The sequence below is a fragment of the Pelobium manganitolerans genome, assembly GCF_003609575.1.
GTDB lineage: Bacteria > Bacteroidota > Bacteroidia > Sphingobacteriales > Sphingobacteriaceae > Pseudopedobacter > Pseudopedobacter manganitolerans.
The window spans coordinates 42,305-63,431 of the sequence record NZ_MBTA01000001.1 but is presented as its reverse complement, the minus strand read 5'-3'; the positions used below and the strand labels follow the sequence as shown (position 1 = coordinate 63,431).

Here is a 21,127-nt window from a genome sequence, read left to right as displayed (position 1 = left end):
TTAAAAATTGTCATTATTAAGTGTTCCGTTGGAGTTAAGAATGAAATAATCCCATATTGGCCAGACAGGCTGACTATCAGGGTCTTTCACAAATAAGCCATCCCAGTATTTTACTGCGTCGGTTTCTGGACTTAATTTCCAATCTTTCGCGGAGTATCCAGATAAACCTTGACCTATCGCGTCTGTGTCACCATAGTTCAGGCCATATATCACGATGTCTTCTCCATTATTTTTATAGTATATTTTTTTGGGCAATGAAGCATACTTACCCTCTCTATTATTTAATTGTTGCAATTTAACTTTAGACTCTCTCAGTTTCTCGCCTAGCTTATTCCAACGTATTAAATCAGCTTTTCTTAACATTTCTCCACAAAATTCAAAAGCTCTTTGGTCAACGATTGCGTTAAAAAAGTCCCCCTTTGATTTTGTTGCTTCAGCCATATAAGCCGTCACTTTATCTGCACGCGTTGGAAATGCTCTCTCCAAAATTTTCTGTAGATACGGCGCTGCCTCGCTTGGACTCTGTAGTTCATTTATAGCTTCGGCTGCCATTAGATAAACATCAGCATAACGCATATACATCCAGTTTAGACCGTCATCATTATCTGCCGTAACAATGCGTTTCATCCATTCGTAGCGATATTTTCCGAAGTATAATTTGTTTAAACTGCTTGGCACTTGAATTCCTCCGTCCCATAAATATGGCACAACAGAAACGTCTCTCCTTACATCATCTTTATCAAAGTCATAAAAAATGGCAGGATTGGGCCCGTTGTCTCCTCCCTGTGCTTGTTGCGTGTATTTGTCTTTTGTTTTATGCTCTACGCCCAAATTGTATAAAACCCTGCCACGTCCATCAGCAAACGGGATCTCCCACATCGATTCTAACCCAGCTTTATTTGTTTCTTCACACAATGTTCTGAAAACCTGTTCAAACGATAAAAGGTTGAGTTTTTTAGAATTTATGATGTCTATACATTCATCTCTTGCTATCGTATACATTTTTTCCCTAGATAAATCGGGGTCATTACTCAAGCGAGTTTCTCCATCCAAATGCTTAGAATATCCTCCAGCATACAATGCTAATCTAGCACGAAGACCTTTAGCGAACGCTTTATTTACATGCTCTACAGAGCTTGTTACTGCAGTTTCATTTGGCCAGGGCAGTAACGAAGCTGCTTCATCTAAGTCAGCAAGTAGTTGTTTAAAAATTACATCTTTATCACTTCTAGGAATATATGCCGTTTCTGATGTAATAGGTTCAAAACGCGCCGGAACGTTTCCCCAGCCTTTTATAAGATCATTGTAAAGCACGGCTCTCAAAGTAAGCACTTCGCCAAGAATTTGAGCCATGTCTGGATTGCTCTCAACGTTACCGTATTTTCTTAAACCTGCTATAGCAATGTTTGCTCTTTCAATGCCTTCATAAAATTTGGCCCAAGCATTTTTATACTCACTCATCTCTGTATTATTAGATGAAGTGTTATAATTTGTAAGGGTGCTTTTTACGGTCGTTACGTCTTTAAGGCTACTTGCTACTTCAACGTCTGTGTTTAAACCATAGTAAACCAGATATCGTCCACGGTAAGAGTTTTGTTCGCCAAATGATTGTAAAATCCCTGCTATTGCCGATTGAGCTAGTCCAGGCGTAGAAAACACCACAGAAGCGTCCAGTGCGGATTTATTTGGAGCATCAAAGGTATTTTTACAAGCTCCTAAGAATGTAAGTCCGGTAGCCACGGTTATAATATATATTACCTTTTTCATTTCTTTGTTAATTTGTTGAATGAGAATCTTCAATATTTAAAACTTGCAAAATATTGCCTATCCCCGAATCTAATTCGTTAAAAATTAATATCTAATCCAATTACATACATTTTGCTTTTCGGATATGCTGAATAATCCACTCCTGGTGTTAATGGATTTTTCCGACGTGTTGATACCTCAGGATCAAAACCAGAATAATTAGTAAATAACAAGAGGTTGTAACCAGAAGCATATATCCTCGCCGATTTCATTTTTAGTTTTGATGAAATAGTTTTTGGCAAGGTATATCCTAAAGTGATTGTCCCAAGGCGTAAAAACGAACCGTCTTCTACCGCCCAGTCACTAATTATGTAACGACTCATGTAAGGCGACCACATTGTTGTGTTAGCGTTCATTGCTTCAAGTTCTGCAGCATCGTTGCTAATGGTACCGTCGGCTTTTAAATTAGTCCAACGATTTCCACTTGCCATAATATCAATCATATTTCTTGAGTTGTATTGGCTAGTGGAAGTATATTCAATTTTATTGGCGTTATAAACGTCATTCCCATAACTCCAATTAAAATACGCTGCAATATCAAAATTATATATACGTGAACTTATTGAAAAACCACCAGTGTGTAAGGGATTTGCGTCTCCAATTATCGTACGGTCAGAGGCGTTTACCAATGTTTTACCATCTTTCTCATCGTAAATATTTTTTAGTTTCATAGAACCTGGACGTGGGCTGCCTACAACAGGCGTAACGTCGGCAACACCCGATTTTAGAACCCAGCTTGTCCCATTGTATGGCTCAAAATCTGAGACTTCGTACCGTCCGTCACTGACATATCCATAAATTCGGCCTACAGATTGCCCCACTTCCACTTTATAATCATCTTGGATTTCAGTGGATGCCCAATCAGAGTTACCTACAATATTGTCTAAGCCTCCAATTGAATTAACCCTATTTCTGTTGAAGCTAATGTTAGCGTTTACGTTTAAATCAAAATTGTCTTTTCGAATGGCGGACCAATTTAACGACAGCTCTAGGCCTTTATTTTGTGTTTCTCCCAAGTTACGGTACTGATAATCATATCCGGTTCCGCCAACTGGAAATAAAATCAATAAATCTTTAGTTTTATTCAGATAAACTTCGGCAGTACCCGTAATTTTTGAGTTTAACAATGAAAAATCTAGGCCTAAGTTCTGAGTAACTGTAGTCTCCCATTTTAAATCCGGATTGGCCATAATTTTTGATGGGGCTAAAAAGTTAGTATATCCGTTGGTGTATACCGCTGTCGTGGGTCCATTAGGTTCCAATAAAGGCACAGTTTGTCCCGACGGGATATTGTTATTACCCGCAGTACCATAACTCGCCCTCAATTTCAAATCATCAAGCCAATCTTTTGACCACGTCATGAAATCTTCGCCAGACACTCTCCACGCACCTGAAACCGATGGGAAATATCCCCAGCGATTGCTTTCCATAAATTTTGACGATCCGTCTGCTCTGAATGTAGCACTTAATAGATACCTGCCTTTAAAATCATAGTTCGCTCGGCTAAAAAAGGAGAGTAAGATGTCATCTGGACTAAAGCTTTTTGCGCCCTTGCTCGCCTTTCCTTGCCCAGAAAGATAGCGCGTATCTGCGAAACTAAATGTAGGCAAAAAACCGTTTATTTGAGTAACGTCTGTGCTTTCTTGTGTCTTGAAATACTCTTGCCCAACTAGTAGGTTAAGGTTGTGATTTTTGTTAATTAACTTTTTAAAATCGTACGTCAATGTGTTAGTGTTTCTGATAGCGTTTCTTTGCGTGTTGGAAAAAGTTACAGCTGGGGTACCAGAAAAACTCTCGACGTTGTTTTTTGCATAATATGTGGTAGTGCCGTAAAAACGGTCTTGATCGTCTCTATACCCATCATAACCCACAGCAGAACGAAGTTTTAGGTTTTTGACGATTTCGTAATTTAAGGCTCCGTTAAAGTTATAGGTTTTACGATGTGCGAACTTGTCGTTGTCATAAACGGAAACTAAAGGATTGTATAAATTAAACTTATCATCTGTAATTTCATTATCGATAAGATTAGAAACAGGGAACGGCGGATAAATAACTGCATTTTTTAAACGGGTGTCTTTCACGTTCTCATTCTGCTCATTTGCGCCTGCACCGTCAGTTTTTGTATCAGCATATCGGATTCCAAAATCTAACGTAAGTTTATCATACAACTTATGGTTCAATTTAAAATTTAAGTTCTGTCTTTGATACCCGGATCCTAGCATAATCGCTTTGTCCTTTACTAGACTGTGACTTAAATTGTATTTGGTTTTTTCTCCACCTCCACTAATACTAATATTCTGATTATAGGTATTCCCGGTACGCCCAAAGATGATATTTTGCCAGTCATTTGCTACCACTTTATCGTATAAATCGATGTCTTGATAGTTTCCAAAATAGGCGGTGTATTTATCTAAATCATTGGATAACAAAGCTCTTTCGTATTGCCAAGTGACGTAATCTTTTGGCGTCAACACGTCAAGGGTTTTTGTTATATTTCTTATACCTCCGAATGCGTTAATGCTTATAGCTGTTTTCCCTTCTTTTCCAGACTTGGTTGTTACCAACACTACCCCGTTTGCTCCTCTAGAGCCATAAATCGCAGTTGAAGAAGCGTCTTTTAATATATCAATAGATTCGATATCTTGAGGTGCAATATCTGAAATAGAATTCACTGGAAATCCATCCACAATATACAAAGGGGTATTGTCACCAGTAATTGATCCTCCTCCACGTACCCTTACTGTCATTTCAGCATCTGGTGAACCTTCTGTAGATGAGATTTGAACGCCCGATACTCTTCCCTGTATCGCTTGTAAAGCCGAAGAAACCGGCTGTGCAGCAATTACATCGGCACTTACAGATGCTACCGCACCGGTTAAGTCTTTCTTTTTAACTGTACCGTAGCCGATAGCAACCACTTCGTTTAGCATCAGCGCATCGCTCTCTAAATTTACGTTAAGCGTTTTTTGGTCGCCTAGCTTTACCTGTTTGGTTTTGTAACCCAAATAAGAAAAAACCAATGTTTGCCCGGTTTTAGCTTTAATGCTGTACATTCCGTTAACATCGGTTTGTGTGCCCTTGTCGGTTCCCAAAATAGAGATAGAAACCCCAATTAGGGTTTCTTTCGCATCGGTAACCTTACCTGTAATTACTCTCTCTTGGGCAAAAGCAATCGCAAAACTAAAGTTTACGAATGCCAGTAAGAGTAGAAACTTTTTTGCCATAATTTTTAATTTTTGATGAAAAAACGACCGTTAACAAGCGGTACAGCCTTTAGCTAGGTATAGTTAAAAGATAAATTTCGCAGACTTATTTACGGTTTTTTTATTGGTTCAATGGCAATAATAACAAGTTTCAACACCAAATGAAAAGATTAAGCCCTAAATAACTGTGCAATCGTTGCCGGTAACGATGTAGTGTTGCAAGTTCCGCAAGAATGCTGCAATATTGTATTAGAAAATCACTAATTTAGAAGCACGTCATAAGCCTGATTTTTAAAATTTATGTTCAAGCCAGTTACTATAAAAGATATTGCAAAAGCGCTTAACCTTTCTACATCTACCGTTTCCAGAGCCCTGCGGGGTGGCTACGAAATAAGCGAAGAAACCAAACAACTGGTGCTAAACTATGCCGAGAAAATCAACTTTAAACGTAACCCCATTGCATTAAGCTTAAAAGAACGACGCAGCTATTCGATAGGTATTGTGGTGTGCGAGGTAGCCAACGTTTTTTTCTCGCAGGCCATTGACGGGATAGAATCTGTAGCCTACAAAAGGGGCTATCATGTGATTATTTCGCAGAGCCATGACAGGTACGAGCGCGAGGTCACTAATATTGAACACTTGGCAAACCGCTCGGTCGACGGAATTATTATCTCTTTAGCTGCCGAGACTAAAAATTATGAGCACATCGAGCGCTTAAATGCGCAGGGCTTGCCTATTGTGTTTTTTGATCGTATTTTGGAAAGCATGGAGACGCACAAAGTGACCAGCGATAACCGCCAGGGTGCTTTTGAAGCTACAGAGTACCTCATTAAACGCGGTTGTAAACGTATTGCACATGTAGCCAATGCAGAACAATTGTCTATTACCGCGCAACGCAAAATTGGTTACGAAGACGCACTAAAAAAATACGGAATACCGGTTAACCCCGATTTGATTACGTATTGCGAGCACGGCGGGCGCGAGCAGGATGAGGTAGAGCAGGCTGTAGCCACTTTGTTGGCCATGCCAGAAAAACCAGACGCCTTTTTTGTAGCCAGCGATAGGTTGAGCATGGGCTGTCTATCCGCTTTGAAGAAGTACGGCGCCGAAAACATCTTGGTTTCGGGCTTTAGCAATTCTGACGTAGTAGAGCTTTTTGAGCCTTCGATTTCTTGCGTGCGCCAACCTGCTTTTGAGATGGGGCGTATTGCTACCGAGATGCTCATTAGCTTAATTGAAGCCAAATATCCGGTAGATGAATATGAAACCCGCATTTTAAACACCGAGTTTAAACCCATTGGCACCTAAGCCCTAAAAACGGGTTGTTTATAAAATTTTTGAAGTTTACGTTATAAAAAAGGCATAAAAAAAGCCTCACTCAATGTGAAGCTTTTTTTATACTGGGAATATCTTTATTTACTTTTTAGTAGTATCTGTGCTGCTAGGTTGTGGCATAGCCGGCAAAGCAGACGGAGCCGCAGTTTTGTCTATTTGCTCCTGGATTTTGGAGTCTTTGGTGCCGGTGCCGCTGTTAGGGCCACTAATGTTTACCAAAATTGCAATCACCATAATAGCGATAGCTAAACCCCAAGTACCGTTCTCCAAAAAATCTCCGGTACGTTTAACGCCGATGATGTTGTTTGACGAAGAAAAGCCAGAGCTTAAACCTCCGCCTTTCGGGTTCTGAATCAAAATAATCAACACCAATAAAATGCTGATAAGGATGCCTAATATTATTAAAAACGTAATCATAACCTATATTTTCTAATTGACTTTTAGTTCGAGATATTTAATTTGGCTGGCAAAGTAAGCGCTTTTTTCTGGATATTTCAAACTTAATTTTTTGTAAACATCTAAGGCTTTGTGGTAAAGCATCTGCTCTACATATATTTTGGCCAAAGTTTCTGATACCACCTCGTTTGCGTCTTCCGAGCTTTTTTTCGCCTTATTTTCCGTATCTATTTTGTTAGCGGCAGGCGGTTTTATCTGCGGTTCTTCTTTAATAAATTTCTCAATAATCTGAAACTCCTTTTTACGGAAATCGAAGGGCACATTGGCTGTATGGTGCGTATCTGCGCCTAATTCTTCGGCACCGCGCAACTGGAAAATATTCTCCGCAATCTGATGGTTCAAACTGGCTTCTTCCGCTGCTTGCGGTTTTGAAGTATGTACTACAGGTTTTACCTTCGCATAAGGCTGGGTATTGCTCGCGTGTTCTTGGCGCGTTTTGTTTAGCCACCACAAAAACGTGTAAGGCATGCGCTCGTCATTATATTGCGATAAGTCTTCTTTCGGTTTTTCCGCTTCCGCTGATGCCGGTATAGCGTCTTCTTCCGCCGGTTTTTCCTGCTCCTCAACCGCTGATGCCGATTCTGCTTGTGCAAAAGCGAAGAAATCACTAGCGGCCGGACTTTCGAAAATTAATTCGTCTTTCGCTGTTCCTTTTTCAACGGTTTCTGCAGACGCTGTTCCGTTTTCTGCTTCCGATTCAGTATCCGCCGTTTCCTGCTCTTCGCTATATTCTTCTGTATCGCCAGTCTCTATACTTTCAACATCAGGCGAGGCTGCTTCAACATCCCGACTAATATTAGATTCGGCTCCGTATGCTGCATTTTGTGTAATGGCTGTAATTTCAAGCTCACCGCTATCCTCCGTGCCCTGTGGTTCTAAATTCTCCACCTTATCCAGCGCAGTTATTTCTCCATTTTCAACAGTGTGTGCTTCCTCTTGCTCAATCTCTGGCGCATTTTCTGCGTATTCGTCTGCGCTTTGTTGCTGCTCTGTTTCAATTCCTGGGGCTTGTTCCTCGTTGGCTTCGTCGGCGCTAACTGTTCCTGGAGTTGAGCTTGCTTCCGCTGTTGCAGCCTCCTCAGGTAATTCAGCACTTATTTCCGTTGCCGGTTTCATCAACAAGTCTTCCTCAGCCGCATCAGTTTGATGCTCGCTATTTTGGGTTTCTGGCAAATCGTCATCACCGCTAACGCCTTCCACCGCAACCGACGTTTCCTTTTCCTCATCGTTAAGGTGTTGTTCCACTTCGCCAATGTTTTCGTCTATGGTTTCAACCTGAGGGGCGTCAGTGCTATTTAATGCTTGTTCTGCAACAGTATCGTTTTCTTTAATCTCGGCAGTTGTTGTAGAAAATTCAGCTTTGCCATCATTTGCCATAACAACATTCTCATCCTCAGCTAAACTAGCTTCTGCTTCATTTTCTGATGTGTTTTCGTTTACGTCCGGTGCTTCTGCTACAAGATGTTGTTCTGCTTCTTCAAAAGTTGGTTCTTCTGTATAGGCTTCATCATCGGCCACAGCCAAAACAGTTTCTTCTGTATGTGCATCAGCTATTTCGTTTGGCGCATTTAAATCTTCGACACTTTCAGTTTCATCTACTTTGTAGTAATTTAAATCGGCGCCAAAAGCTTGGCCCATATCATTTTTAGGTTCGATGATTTCTTCCAGCTGAGCCGTTTGCTCGAGGTTTTCATCTAAAACCACGGCATCGGTGGCAAAGCTTTCTGTACTATTTATAAACTGGAAAAGTACTTCGCGGCGTGGCGCAAAAACGGCCGCTTTGGCCAAAAGTTCTTCGGCGTCGGCTCGGTTTGCAGAGGCTTTGGCTGACAAAAAACGTAAACTCTGGCAATAAGGATACTCGGCAAGCCACAAATTAATTTGCGCCAAATTTGCTTCACTAACCGCCTGCGGATGTGCGTGTAACTGAATAAACGGATTTGCCTCGGAGCTATTGATACCCACTGAATCTGATTTTGGATGAGCGTGAAAACCCTGTGAAGTTAGTAAAAGCCTACCAATTGGCAAAAGCTCGGTTATAAATATCCTCGGTAAGTTGTTGGTTTATATCCTTCACCAAAGCCGTTTCTTGCGATGCAAAAGGTTGCCCTTGCGTAGAGAAATCTTTATAACGCGTAAAGGTTTGCTCAAAACTTTTATCCGGCTCTATTTTGTTGGTATATTTTACGCTTACGCTGATGGTTAAGCGCGTTAAGCCTGCCGTAACTTGTTGGTTTGCCTGGATAGCTACTGGCTGCAGATTATAATCTGTAATTCGTCCTTCAAAATTGGCGTCGCCATCTACGCGTACAAAGCTGAGGCTGGTTTGGGTGCGGATGCGTTCTTTTAAGGCCTCTGTAAATTGCTGACTTAAATTGGGGTTTACCAAGGGTGCGGTGTTTTCAAAAACGAGTACGGAAACCGTTTTCATCCCCGCAGAAATAGAGCCACCGGTAAAAGAATAAATACCGCAGGCACTCAGCGTCACAAGCATCGCGAAAGCTAAAATGGACAGTTTTCTCATGTGTAGGTTTTTATAGGTTTAGCTCTTTAATTTTGCGATATAAAGTGCGTTCAGAAATACCCAATTCTTCTGACGCCGCTTTGCGGCGGCCTTTATGTTTTTTTAAGGCTTTTTTGATCATGTCTGCTTCTTTATCTACTAAAGACAAAGATTCTTCTACCTCCTCGGCATCTTGCGTAAGCTGGTAATCATCTGCACGTTGGTGGCTGGTCGGGTGCTGAATGGTAAGGGTAGAATCGTGCTGTTTCGGCATGTCCAAATCCTCGTAAAGCGCGTTTATCACGTGCGGGTTGTTGGCCGCATAGTTTGATACACCGTCTCCGTGGTTGATGATGTCCACCACCAATTTCTTAAGCTCTACCATGTCCTTTTTCATATCAAAAAGAACCTTGTACAAAATATCGCGTTCAGAGAAATCATCTTTTGGCGTATCCTGCTGTACCCGCATAGGCAGGTTAGAGTGGTGATCCGAAGGGATGTAAGCCATCAATGTTTGTCCGTTTACATGGCGGTTTTTCTCCAGAACAGCAATCTGTTCGGCAATATTACGCAACTGGCGCACGTTTCCGGGCCAGCTGTAATTCATCAAAACTTGGATAGCGCTATCGTCTAAAGTGATGTTTGGCGAACGGTATTTGTCGGAGAAATCCGCAACAAACTTCCTGAAAATTAAATGGATATCTTCTTTTCTATCGCGCAAAGGCGCAATTTTTAGCGGAACGGTGTTTAAACGGTAATACAAATCCTCGCGGAACTTGCCTGCTTTTACGGCCTCAAACATATCCACATTGGTGGCGGCCACCACGCGCACATCTGTTTTTTGCACCTTGGACGAACCCACTCGGATGTATTCGCCAGACTCCAGCACCCGCAACAAACGCGCTTGCGTGCCTATGGGGAGTTCGCCAACCTCGTCCAAAAATATGGTTCCACCGTTTACCACTTCAAAGTAACCCTTGCGGGCTTCGTGTGCGCCGGTAAAACTCCCTTTTTCGTGGCCAAAAAGCTCCGAGTCTATGGTGCCTTCCGGGATAGCGCCACAGTTTACCGCTATAAACGGACCGTGCTTTCTGGCGCTAAGTTGGTGGATAATATGCGAAAAAACCTCTTTACCCGAGCCACTTTCGCCGGTGATCAACACCGTGATATCCGTAGGCGCCACCTGCCTGGCAATATCTATAGCCCGGTTAATCAAAGGCGAATTACCGATGATGCCAAAGCGTTGTTTAATTTCTTGTACGTCCATTCTTATGTTACCTTGAGTAAAGAACAAGGAGTAAAGAATAAAGACCTGGTAGTTGCTCAAGGCCTTTTTTTTACTCTTTCATTTATACCGTTTTACACCATCCTGCCTATCAAAGTTGCTGTAGTGGTTTTTTCAATCAATACGTTGGCGTAGTCGCCAGGTTTAACGGCATCGTTCACCGGGAAAATCACCATGTGGTTTTGGTCGCTACGGCCACAATAATCTTTTTCGGATTTTTTAGAAAACCCTTCTATTAGCACTTTCTCTACTTTGCCGATGCGTTTTTGTGCGCGGTACAGACTATGTTGTTGTTGCAGGTCTATAATCTCGCGTAAGCGGCGTTGCTTGGTTTCTTCGGGCACATCATCCGCAAATTTTTTAGCAGCGGGCGTTCCCGGACGTTCGGAATAAGAGTACATGTAGGCAAACTCAAATTTTACGCTGTCCATTAAGCTTAAAGTTTCTGCATGTTCTTCCTCAGTTTCACTGCAAAAGCCCGAAATTACATCGCTGGAGATGGCGCAATCCGGAATAATTTCGCGGATGGCTTTGATCCGGCTTAAATACCACTCGCGGTCGTAGGTACGGTTCATCAGATCCAAAATGCGCGAATTGCCAGATTGCACCGGCAAATGGATGTAGTTACAGATGTTTTCGTGTTTGGCGATGGTGCGCAAAACTTCATCAGTGATGTCTTTTGGGTGCGATGTTGAAAAACGTACGCGCATATCCGGACTTACCGCTGCTACCATTTCTAAAAGTTTGGCGAAATTAATAGGAGCTTCACCCCGGCCCTCTCCGAAGGAGAGGGAGGTATTGTGGGCGCTCTTAGTTTCTCCTGCGCTTCCTTCTCCTTCGGGGAAGGACCGAGGTTGAGGCACCCACTTGTAAGAGTCTACATTTTGCCCTAATAAAGTCACCTCTTTATATCCTGCATCGCGCAATTCTTCTGCTTCGCGGATGATGGAATAGGGGTCGCGGCTACGTTCGCGTCCGCGGGTAAAAGGTACTACACAAAAAGAACACATGTTATCGCAGCCCCGCATAATGGAAATAAATGCGGAAATGCCATTCGAGTTTAAACGTATCGGACTTAAATCTGCGTAAGTTTCTTCGCGGGATAAAAGTACATTTATGGCTTTTTGTCCATCGTTTACTTGCGCTATCAGGTTTGGTAAATCGCGGTAAGCATCTGGGCCAACCACCACATCCACCAATTTTTCTTCTTCTAAAAATTTTGATTTTAGCCTTTCGGCCATACAACCTAATACGCCGACTACCAAGTCTTTGTTTTTACGTTTTGCCGCCCTAAATTGCTTAAGGCGGTTTCTAACGCGTATTTCTGCGTTTTCGCGGATAGAGCAGGTGTTGATAAAAATTACATCGGCATCAGTAAATTCTTGCGTGGTAGAAAAACCTTGCTCACTTAAAATAGAGGCCACAATTTCACTGTCCGAAAAATTCATGGCACAACCATAGCTTTCAATATATAGCTTTCGCTGATTTGGAAGTGTATTTTTACCTTCCAACATTAATGCTTCTCCCTGTCTTGATTCATCATGCGCTTTAGAAGCCAAATTCAACTCTAACATGCTAAAAATTTTGAATGGCAAAATTATAAAATTAAAACGGCAAATGACAGTTTGTCAGCATATAAATTACAGGTGTGCGTTTTTGAAACCTTTAAATTACCCGTTTCTGGGTATTTTTAATCAATAGGATTGGATATAGCTTTGCCTATTGTTTTACCATAAACAGATAGCGTTAATTAACATCTTTCTATGATAAGCGCTCTAAGAGGCTGTCTAAAAAAGTCAGCCTTTTTTTGTGGTTTTTACCCCAACCTAATTGCGTGCATTAAAAGAAGAAGCGACCGACTTATACCTTTTATTTAAAACAGCCTCGTCTTAATTTTACAACTGCATAGCTTTTGGATTTGTACTTTTGCAGGCTTATGTCGGATCCTCAAAAAAGCATTTATACCCTTCCTTTTCTTTTGGTTTGTTTTAGCTCGTTCCTTTTTTCGGCTAGCTTTAATATGCTGATACCAGATTTGCCTGCCTACCTAACCAGTATGGGCGGTGCCGAATTTAAAGGCCTCATCATTGCGTTGTTTACGCTTACGGCAGGCATTTCTAGGCCATTTAGTGGCAAACTTACTGATAAAATTGGCCGTGTGCCGGTGATGGCAGTTGGTTCTTTAGTGTGTTTTGTTTGTGGCTTTTTATACCCGATACTTACCAGTATTGCCGGTTTCTTATTTTTGCGCTTAATCCACGGATTTTCAACCGGCTTTAAACCTACCGCAACATCGGCTTATGTGGCAGATAGCGTACCCGCGGGCAAATGGGGCGAAGCGATGGGCATCCACGGTGTTTTTTTTAGTACCGGGATGGCCATTGGCCCGGCTATCGGCAGCGCCATTACGCAGCATTATTCTATCAATGTATTGTTTTACTGCTCTTCGCTTTTTGCCTTAGCTTCCATTCTTATCATATTTAATATGAAAGAAACTTTGCCCAGTAAACAGCGGTTTAAGCCTTCGTTACTAAAAATGAAACGTAACGAATGGATAAATAAGCAAGCTATGCCGGCTTTTTGGGTCACCATATTCAGCTACGTAAGTTACGGAGCCATTATTACGCTTATTCCGGATTGGACATTACGCATCGGGATTGCCAACAAAGGCATTTTTTTCATGGTTTTTACCATCGCTTCTCTGTTGGTGCGTTTTGTAGCAGGTAAAAGCTCGGATAAATTTGGCCGCAAACCGATTATTAAATTTTCGATGGCGCTTTTGTGCCTGGCCTTACTTTGTTTAGGAATTTTTGAAACCGCAAACGGATTTTTAATTGGCGCTGTGATTTATGGCGTGGCTACAGGAATGCTATCGCCCGCAGTGTCAGCTTGGACTATCGATTTAAGCGATGCCGATAAACGTGGCCTAGCTGTGGCTACGGTTTATATCGCTTTAGAAGCAGGCATTGGTTTAGGCGCCTTTTTTTCGGGATGGTACGTGGGCAGCCGGATAGAAAATACGCCATTGGTATTTTACGCAGCGGCGATAGCTAACTTTATGGGTTTGGTATATTTGTACCTACACAGCAATAAAAAAAGCCCTTTATCCCCCAAGGATAAAGAGCTTGAGCTATAGTGTGGGATTTTAGCTTAAAATTGTAAAGCTAAACCGGCAGACCATACCTGGTTTTTAAACGCAGGCGTTTCGGTGGTGCCGTCCTCGTTGTTTTTTTGGAAATCTAAATTGTATCTGGCGTTAATAGAGATGTTTTTGGTAATATCAAAACCTGCACCTAAAACTCCGCCAACGATGCTCTTTTTAAATTTATCGGCATCATCTTCGTATTTAGTTTGCTGTGCCGATGTAAAAGTTCCTTCGTATTTGGTTTTTGTTCTGGTTAAGAAAGAAACCTGTGGGCCTAAATAAACGTTGAAGCCGTTTGCAGGCGTAATTTTAGCTAAAATTGGCACCTCAATCCAGTTGGTGGTTTGGGTGAGTGTACCGTCGCCTAATATTCCGGTACGTTCAGATTTAAAACCTTTTTGTGAAAACATCACCTCTGGTTGAAAAGACAAACGGTCCACAATTGGGATGTTTATAAAAGCGCCGGCGTTAAAACCAGTGTTTACATCGGTTTTAAAATCAGAATCATCCGTTTTAATGATGTTTGCAAAGTTGGCACCTGCTTTAATACCAAAAGTGGGGCCGTTTGTACTTGTTGTTTCTTGTGCGTTTGCTTTCCCTACAACTAGTAAGGCAAAAGCAGCTATAAATAACTTTTTCATAATTTTCGTTTTTGTGCAATACTGTTTTGCAAAGTCTGTTTGTTTGTATAAACCTTAGTATTGCGTGTTTGAACTTGCATAAGAAACATCTGTGCCAAAGCTTCAATTTAAGGAACCTATTGACTTGCAAAACCCTGATAAACAGCAATAAATTTTGTTTTCAGGTGGTCTAATCCTTACAAGATATACCGTTAAGCGTCTTGAGAAATATTGTAGAGAATTGAAAACACCTACATAAAAATACTATGTGTGCAAACATTTGTTAAGCTTAGAATGTATTTTTGGGAAACTTATAATTTAAGTTCCGGTAGCGATTTGCTTATCCAGATATGAAGAAATACTTGTTTTTACTGTTAGCGCTTTTTGTTGCCCAATTGGCCCAAGCTCAACAACGCGTTCCTTTTGTGCAAACTATTGACGCACCCAACCGCTGGGTCGATTCTGTTTTTAAAAAACTTACCCGTAACCAAAAAATCGGGCAACTGTTTATGGTGCGCGCCCACACCAATCTGGGGCAAGCCTATTCAGATTCGGTAGGTCACATCATAAAAAAGCAACACTTAGGTGGGATAGTTTTTTTCCAGGGCGGCCCGGTTAGGCAGGCAGCGCTTACCAACAGATACCAAAGTTTAAGTAAAGTACCTTTAATGATAGCCTTAGACGGCGAGTGGGGTTTAGGTATGCGCTTAGACAGCAGTATTTCTTTGCCTTACCAGATGACTTTAGGCGCCATACAAAACAACCAGCTCATTTACAAAATGGGTTTACAGGTGGCTAAAGACTTTAAAAGGATGGGGATGCAAATAAACTTTGCACCTGTAATGGATGTAAACAACAATCCCAAAAATCCGGTTATCGGTTACCGCTCTTTTGGCGAAAACAAATATAATGTTGCCCAAAAGAGCATCGCTTATATGCAGGGAATGCAAAACGGAGGGCTTTTTACCACCGCAAAGCACTTTCCGGGACATGGCGATACGGATGTAGATTCGCATTACGATTTGCCACAGCTTCCCTTTTCGGCAGCGCGGTTAGATTCTTTAGAGCTTTACCCTTTTAAGCAGGCTTTTGCCGAGGGTTTAAGCGGCATAATGGTGGCGCACATGAACATCCCCGCATTAGATGCTACGCCAAATGTACCGTCAACACTGTCGAAACCGGTTATAACCGGCTTGTTAAAAGAGAAGTTAGGCTTTAAAGGTCTAGTTTTTACCGATGCCATGGAGATGAAAGGCGTGGTAAAATATTTCCCCAACGGCGAAGCCGATGTACGCGCAATTATTGCAGGAAACGATGTGGTTGAGCTGTCAGAAAATTCTGGTCGGGCCATAAAGCTGATCCGCAAAGCCATCAGGCAAAAAAGGTTAAGCTGGGATGACATCAACCGTAAGGTGAAAAAAATATTGGAAGCTAAATATTGGATGGGGCTAAATAACTTAGACAGCACCAATTTGACAGGCTTAGTTGCCGATATTAACTCGCCGGCAGAACAACAGTTGCATCAAGAACTTACCGATGCCGCAATAACCTTGTTAAAAGGCGAACAGCTTTTGCCTTTAAAAAATGATTTTGTGCGCAAAACCGCCATTGTTACGGTAGGTCCGCAAGAGCCTACTTTATTTGCGAAAACCATTAAAAAAGATTTTCCGAACGCAACGCTGTTCATCGTGCCAAAAGATATCTCCATAAAAGAAATGGAAGCGGTTAAAACCGAACTTAAAGCATTTGATTTATGTTTATTGAGCATTTATGATACCCGTAACAGGCCCGGCGCCCAGCTGGATTACAGCGCCAAGCTTAAATTATTTATTGCAGATTTAACTAAGCAGCAGACCATAACAACTGTATTTGCCAACCCTTATGCTATTGCAGGTTTGCCCGGGATTGAAAACAGCGCAGGTTTGATTGTCGGCTACCAAAACAGCCCGCAAATGGAACTTTCTGCTGCGCAATTGCTGTTGGGGAAACTAAAATCTTCGGGTAAACTTCCGGTAACTATAAACGCCTTTTTTAAATACGGCGATGGGATTACGATGAAGTAGGAAACTCTATAAAGGGTCATTGTACTTTTTCAGCAGAGTCTCCATCCGCAATCGGGGTAAAACTGATTTTCATCTGACAAAAGTTAATCAATCGATTAATTAATTTTGTCGCCCTCATGGGAGATGAAAAATTAGACAAGCGTAATTCGATATTGGAGGTCGCAGAAGAACTGTTCTCCGAACTCGGTTTTGATGCTACTACAACCCGCCTAATAGCAAAGAAAGCAGATGTCAACATTGCGATGCTCAATTATTACTTCGGCGGAAAAGAGGGACTGTACCTAGCAATTTTAGAAAAACATATCGCCGCCAACCACTCGCGCCTGCAAACCATCAATAGCGATAACATTTCGTCTTTTGACAAGCTGAACAAGTTTATTGATGGCTATGTAGATCACATGCAACGCAGCTGTGCCGTGCAAAAACTGATGTATATGGAAATGAGCATCAGCATACGCAACCGCATCAGCGAGCATATTGTGGGGATGCTGTCCAAAAACCTCATCGAAATTAAAAAAATCATTAGCGACGGTGTGGCAAACGGCAGTTTTGCACAGGTTGATGCCGAAATGCTTATAGCCTCGATGTTTGGTACTAAAGTGTACCTCATTAATGCTTCGCCAATGGCTTCTTTGTTGTTTAAAGGCAGCACAGATGCACAAGAGCTACTCACTGATGACGTGGTGCAGCGCCTAAAAGACCACTACAAAAAAATGTTTAAACTGTATTTATCCAAATAAATGAACACATATATCCATACAACAATTAAAAAACAGCTTAAATTTTTGCGCGCGCTTTCGCTGATGCTAATCTTGCCGTTTTTGGCAGATGCGCAAAGCGTAAAAACATTGACTTTGCCAGAGGCCGTACAGCTGGGCCTGGCAAATAGCAAAACCTTGGCGCTAAGTAAAACCAAAGTTTTGCAGGCGGAAGCGGCTTATCAACAGGTGTTGGACCGTGCTTTGCCCACTGCCAGCGCAAGCGGTATTTATAACCACGCCGAAATACCTAACCATGTTTTACAGCTTGGCCCGGGCGATCCTATAAAATTGCCGAAAAGCGCAGATGCCATCATCGGGACACTGTCTGTGCAGGAACTTATTTTTGCCGGTAACAAATTAAAATACGCCAAAGAGAGCGCGCAACTGGTAAAAAAAATAGCCGGTTTAGATGTAAGCAAAGATGAAGACGATATCACCATCGCAATCATTGATGCTTACCTTAATTTGTATAAGCTTGATGCCAGTAAATCTGTAATTAAACAGAACTTAAACGCGCTAAACACGCAATACAAGCAAACGCAACGCTTTTTTGAGCAGGGCATAGTTACTAAAAACGAGGTTTTGCGCATACAATTGCAACAATCTAATGTAGAGCTTACCGCTTTAGATATCGACAAAAACCGCAATGTGGTAAATTATAACCTCAACATCATGTTGGGTTTGCCCGAGCAAACCATCATCCAAACTACAGCTTTGCCCAATGATTTTTCGTCGCAAAATAACTTAAACAGCTACTTAGATAGTGCCAGCAACAATCGCGTTGAGCTTAAAAAAGCAGATTTGCAAACGCAGCTAATAGCTAAAGACATTGCCAGTATAAAAGCCGATCAGTTGCCTACCCTTGGCGCTGGGTTAGGGGCGTATTATATAAACCCGGGCGGACATTTAGTGCCCAGCAAAAGCGAATTTATTACTCCTATAACTTTAGGCTTAACACTTTCGTGGGATTTTGGAACGCTATGGACAACAAAAAATAAAGTGGCCGAAGCCAGCATCAAACAGCAGGGGGCGCAAATAGGTAAATCAATTATTGCAGATCAGATTAAAACAGAAATCAACCAAAACTACCAAGCTTATATACAAGCTATCAAAAAAATCGATTTGCTAAACACAGCCATCCAACAAGCTTCTGAAAACGATAAGATTGTACAGTCCAAGTACGAGAACAGCATTTCGCCGCTTACAGATAGGTTAGATGCAAATACGCAACTTTTCCAAGCCAGAATAAATTTAGAGCTAGCCAAAGCCGATGCGCAGCTGGCTTATTACAACCTTTTAAAATCAACAGGAAAGAAAATTACTTTATAAAATCAGCATGAAAACACAAAAACCCAAATCAAAATCGGCAAAAGTAATCCCAATTATATTAGCGGTGCTGATAGTTATAGGCGCTGTATTCGGTATCAAAGAGTACATTTATTTCAGCAAACACGTTGACACGGATGATGCGCAGATAGACGGCGATATCAGTCCGGTTGTTTCACGCGTGGGCGGTTATGTGGACTCTATCTATTTTGAAGAAAACCAGCATGTGGATGCCAATCAGTTATTGGTAAAATTAGACGACCGCGAGCTGAAAGTGAAGTTAGAACAGGCACAGGCGGGCAAACAATCGGCTTTAGCCAATGTAAACGTGAGCGAAACGGTGGTAAGCTCTACCGCGGCAAACGTGGGCACAGCAAAAGCCAATGTTGAAATTGCACAGGCTAAAGCAAACAAAGCCAATAAAGATTTTGTGCGTTACCAAAACTTGGTAAAAGATGGCTCTGTTACGCAGCAACAGTTTGATCAGGCTAAAGCCGAGAAAGAAGCGGCAGACGCAAGTTTACAGGCGGCAAAAACGCAATACGAAGCGGTAAAAAAACAAGTGAACACCAGCCAATCGCAGGTTTCTGCAGCAAGCTCAAATATTAATTTGCGCAGCGCAGATATTGATTATGCTAAGCTGATGCTTTCTTACACCCGCATTACAGCGCCAACTTCGGGCATCGTATCTAACAAAAACATCCAAATTGGTCAACTCATCCAACCGGGGCAGGCGCTGTTTTCCATTGTGAATGATGGCAGTATTTACGTAACGGCAAATTTTAAAGAAACCCAGTTGGAAAAACTGAAAGAAGGTCAGCTGGTAGATATTGAGGTAGACGCCTTCCCGGATGCTGAAATCACAGGCCACATTTACAACTTTTCGCCGGCTACCGGTGCAAAATTTTCTTTGTTGCCACCGGATAACGCCACCGGAAACTACGTAAAAGTGATTCAGCGCGTGCCGGTAAAAATTAAAATTGACGACAATAAAATCATGTCCAAACTGCGCCCGGGAATGAGCGTGAACGTTTCGGTACATATTGCAGACTAATATATGGCAGAAAAAGGTGTTAAAAAGTGGGTCATTACCATCACGGTGATTGTGGCTTCGCTTTTAGAGTTGATAGATACCACCATCGTAAACGTATCGTTGCCCCAAATGCAGGGGAATTTGGGTGCAACCTTAGAAGATATTGCTTGGATTACCACCGGTTACGCGGTGGCCAACGTAATTATTTTGCCCATGTCGGGATGGCTTGGCGAAACTTTTGGGCGCAAAAACTATTTTTTGACCTCCATTATTGTTTTTACCATTGCCTCTTTCTTATGCGGTAATGCTACCAGTTTAAATGAGCTGATTATTTTCCGGATTTTGCAGGGCTTAGCAGGCGGAGGTTTAATCTCTACCGGGCAAGCCATTTTGCTGGAAACCTGGCCGCCCGAAGAAGTGGGCACTGCTACCGCGATGTTTGGCTTGGGTGCTGTTGTGGGGCCAACTTTAGGGCCAACCATTGGCGGCTACATTACCGAGCATTTCTCTTGGCCGTGGATATTTTATGTAAACATCCCGGTAGGCATTTTGGCCGCTTTTGCCACTTATACGGTCATCAGCGAAACGCCAAAAACTGCTAAAGGCCGGCCGATAGATTGGTGGGGAATTATTTTGCTGGCAGTTACCGTGGGCAGCTTGCAAACCGTATTAGAAAAAGGCGAAAGTGAAGATTGGTTTGCCACATCGTATATTTTGGTGCTTAGCATTATTTCGGTCCTTGGCTTTTTGCTGTTCATTTGGCGCGAGAAAACAGTGGAATATCCCATTGTAAACCTGGAAATTTTAAAGAAGCGAAGTTTTTCTGTGGGGATGTTTTTCAGTTTTGTGTTAGGATTTGGCTTGTACGGTTCTGTGTTCATCTTCCCGATATTTTGCCAAAACCTGCTGGGCTTTTCGCCTCTGCAAACAGGTGAAATATTGTTGCCCGGCGGCATAGCCACTATTGTGCTGATGCCTTTTATTGGGATGATGCTGAAGAAAGGTGTTCCGGCACAGCTGATGGCAGGTTTTGGGATGTTGATGTTTTTCATTTTCTCGCTGATGCTCAGCAAATCCACCTTATCTTCTGGCACCGGCGATTTCTTTTGGCCTTTAATTATCAGAGGGGTTGGCATGGCATTTTTATTTGTGCCTTTAACTACCTTGGCTATCCAAGATTTGCGCGGAAAAGAAATTGGCCAAGGCACGGGGCTAAATAACATGGGCAGGCAGCTGGGCGGTTCTTTCGGGATTGCAGCGCTCACCACGTTTTTGCATATCCGAAATGGTGTGCACCGCAGCAATTTGTTGTCTAACATTAACGAGTATAACTCGGCGTTTACGGCAAAAATTCAGGCCATAACACAAAGCTTCATGGCCAAAGGCTATACTTTTTTAGATGCGCAACACGCCGCCACAAAAGCCATTGAAGGCATGGTGATTAAGCAAACGGTGCTTTTAACTTATACAGACGCGTATTGGCTGGTAGGTTACGTGATGCTGTTTTCTATTCCGCTGTTGTTATTGCAAAAGTTTAAAAAGAATACAAACGTGCCGGTAGATGCACACTAGTAAACAAACAAAGCCGCTT

At 42.1% G+C, this 21,127-nt stretch carries 15 protein-coding genes; 7 read left to right on the top strand and 8 right to left on the bottom strand.

The features are described from left to right. Window positions 1–1,767, bottom strand: coding sequence for a RagB/SusD family nutrient uptake outer membrane protein (locus BCY91_RS00290; RefSeq protein ID WP_120180368.1), 1,767 nt, complete (start codon window positions 1,765–1,767; stop codon window positions 1–3). A 77-nt stretch (window positions 1,768–1,844) separates the two neighbouring features. After that, window positions 1,845–5,030: a SusC/RagA family TonB-linked outer membrane protein gene (locus BCY91_RS00285; protein WP_120180018.1), complete on the bottom strand. Its 3,186-nt coding sequence runs from the start codon at window positions 5,028–5,030 to the stop codon at window positions 1,845–1,847. A 279-nt stretch (window positions 5,031–5,309) separates the two neighbouring features. Between BCY91_RS00285 and BCY91_RS00280 the strand changes: the two genes are divergently transcribed. Then, window positions 5,310–6,317 (top strand): LacI family DNA-binding transcriptional regulator, encoded by a 1,008-nt coding sequence (locus BCY91_RS00280; RefSeq protein WP_120180017.1) that lies wholly within the window; start codon window positions 5,310–5,312, stop codon window positions 6,315–6,317. Between the two features lie 108 nt (window positions 6,318–6,425). Here BCY91_RS00280 and secG read toward each other — a convergent pair whose 3' ends face one another. The 5 genes from secG to BCY91_RS00255 form a co-directional block, all read right to left on the bottom strand. Beyond that, complete coding sequence (secG, locus tag BCY91_RS00275; RefSeq protein ID WP_120180016.1) at window positions 6,426–6,761, bottom strand: preprotein translocase subunit SecG; 336 nt, start codon at window positions 6,759–6,761, stop codon at window positions 6,426–6,428. A gap of 12 nt (window positions 6,762–6,773) precedes the next feature. Further along, the gene (locus BCY91_RS00270; RefSeq protein WP_120180015.1) at window positions 6,774–8,765 is read right to left on the bottom strand and encodes a putative sodium/potassium/calcium exchanger; all 1,992 of its coding nucleotides are present in this window, start codon (window positions 8,763–8,765) and stop codon (window positions 6,774–6,776) included. Between the two features lie 49 nt (window positions 8,766–8,814). Next, the gene (locus BCY91_RS00265; RefSeq protein WP_120180014.1) at window positions 8,815–9,324 is read right to left on the bottom strand and encodes an LptE family protein; all 510 of its coding nucleotides are present in this window, start codon (window positions 9,322–9,324) and stop codon (window positions 8,815–8,817) included. 10 nt (window positions 9,325–9,334) lie between these two features. Next, window positions 9,335–10,570, bottom strand: coding sequence for a sigma-54 interaction domain-containing protein (locus BCY91_RS00260; protein ID WP_120180013.1), 1,236 nt, complete (start codon window positions 10,568–10,570; stop codon window positions 9,335–9,337). 92 nt (window positions 10,571–10,662) lie between these two features. After that, window positions 10,663–12,162: a MiaB/RimO family radical SAM methylthiotransferase gene (locus BCY91_RS00255; RefSeq protein WP_120180012.1), complete on the bottom strand. Its 1,500-nt coding sequence runs from the start codon at window positions 12,160–12,162 to the stop codon at window positions 10,663–10,665. 362 nt (window positions 12,163–12,524) lie between these two features. Between BCY91_RS00255 and BCY91_RS00250 the strand changes: the two genes are divergently transcribed. Then, window positions 12,525–13,724, top strand: coding sequence for an MFS transporter (locus tag BCY91_RS00250; protein ID WP_120180011.1), 1,200 nt, complete (start codon window positions 12,525–12,527; stop codon window positions 13,722–13,724). 14 nt (window positions 13,725–13,738) lie between these two features. Here BCY91_RS00250 and BCY91_RS00245 read toward each other — a convergent pair whose 3' ends face one another. Further along, complete coding sequence (locus BCY91_RS00245) at window positions 13,739–14,374, bottom strand: porin family protein (protein ID WP_120180010.1); 636 nt, start codon at window positions 14,372–14,374, stop codon at window positions 13,739–13,741. A 329-nt stretch (window positions 14,375–14,703) separates the two neighbouring features. Here BCY91_RS00245 and BCY91_RS00240 point away from each other — a divergent pair, with 329 nt between their 5' ends. From BCY91_RS00240 to BCY91_RS00220, 5 genes are all read left to right on the top strand, one after another. Then, on the top strand, window positions 14,704–16,416 hold the full coding sequence (locus tag BCY91_RS00240; protein WP_120180009.1) for a glycoside hydrolase family 3 protein: 1,713 nt from the start codon (window positions 14,704–14,706) through the stop codon (window positions 16,414–16,416). Window positions 16,417–16,532: 116 nt separating this feature from the next. Beyond that, window positions 16,533–17,156 (top strand): TetR/AcrR family transcriptional regulator, encoded by a 624-nt coding sequence (locus BCY91_RS17925; RefSeq protein WP_120180008.1) that lies wholly within the window; start codon window positions 16,533–16,535, stop codon window positions 17,154–17,156. Continuing rightward, complete coding sequence (locus BCY91_RS00230) at window positions 17,157–18,506, top strand: TolC family protein (RefSeq protein ID WP_120180007.1); 1,350 nt, start codon at window positions 17,157–17,159, stop codon at window positions 18,504–18,506. Window positions 18,507–18,513: 7 nt separating this feature from the next. Next, window positions 18,514–19,557 (top strand): HlyD family secretion protein, encoded by a 1,044-nt coding sequence (locus BCY91_RS00225; protein WP_120180006.1) that lies wholly within the window; start codon window positions 18,514–18,516, stop codon window positions 19,555–19,557. A 3-nt stretch (window positions 19,558–19,560) separates the two neighbouring features. After that, on the top strand, window positions 19,561–21,108 hold the full coding sequence (locus BCY91_RS00220; protein ID WP_120180005.1) for a DHA2 family efflux MFS transporter permease subunit: 1,548 nt from the start codon (window positions 19,561–19,563) through the stop codon (window positions 21,106–21,108). Window positions 21,109–21,127 lie beyond the last annotated feature (19 nt).

Excerpts from the sequence above, each read along its gene's own strand:
- BCY91_RS00260 (WP_120180013.1), bottom strand. The coding sequence starts at position 10,570 with ATGGACGTACAAGAAATTAAACAACGCTTTGGCATCATCGGTAATTCG.
- BCY91_RS00225 (WP_120180006.1), top strand. The coding sequence starts at position 18,514 with ATGAAAACACAAAAACCCAAATCAAAATCGGCAAAAGTAATCCCAATT.
- BCY91_RS00265 (WP_120180014.1), bottom strand. The coding sequence starts at position 9,324 with ATGAGAAAACTGTCCATTTTAGCTTTCGCGATGCTTGTGACGCTGAGT.
- BCY91_RS00245 (WP_120180010.1), bottom strand. The coding sequence starts at position 14,374 with ATGAAAAAGTTATTTATAGCTGCTTTTGCCTTACTAGTTGTAGGGAAA.
- BCY91_RS00285 (WP_120180018.1), bottom strand. The coding sequence starts at position 5,030 with ATGGCAAAAAAGTTTCTACTCTTACTGGCATTCGTAAACTTTAGTTTT.
- BCY91_RS00230 (WP_120180007.1), top strand. The coding sequence starts at position 17,157 with ATGAACACATATATCCATACAACAATTAAAAAACAGCTTAAATTTTTG.
- BCY91_RS00290 (WP_120180368.1), bottom strand. The coding sequence starts at position 1,767 with ATGAAAAAGGTAATATATATTATAACCGTGGCTACCGGACTTACATTC.
- BCY91_RS00255 (WP_120180012.1), bottom strand. The coding sequence starts at position 12,162 with ATGTTAGAGTTGAATTTGGCTTCTAAAGCGCATGATGAATCAAGACAG.
- BCY91_RS00250 (WP_120180011.1), top strand. The coding sequence starts at position 12,525 with ATGTCGGATCCTCAAAAAAGCATTTATACCCTTCCTTTTCTTTTGGTT.
- BCY91_RS00240 (WP_120180009.1), top strand. The coding sequence starts at position 14,704 with ATGAAGAAATACTTGTTTTTACTGTTAGCGCTTTTTGTTGCCCAATTG.
- BCY91_RS17925 (WP_120180008.1), top strand. The coding sequence starts at position 16,533 with ATGGGAGATGAAAAATTAGACAAGCGTAATTCGATATTGGAGGTCGCA.
- BCY91_RS00280 (WP_120180017.1), top strand. The coding sequence starts at position 5,310 with ATGTTCAAGCCAGTTACTATAAAAGATATTGCAAAAGCGCTTAACCTT.
- secG (WP_120180016.1), bottom strand. The coding sequence starts at position 6,761 with ATGATTACGTTTTTAATAATATTAGGCATCCTTATCAGCATTTTATTG.
- BCY91_RS00220 (WP_120180005.1), top strand. The coding sequence starts at position 19,561 with ATGGCAGAAAAAGGTGTTAAAAAGTGGGTCATTACCATCACGGTGATT.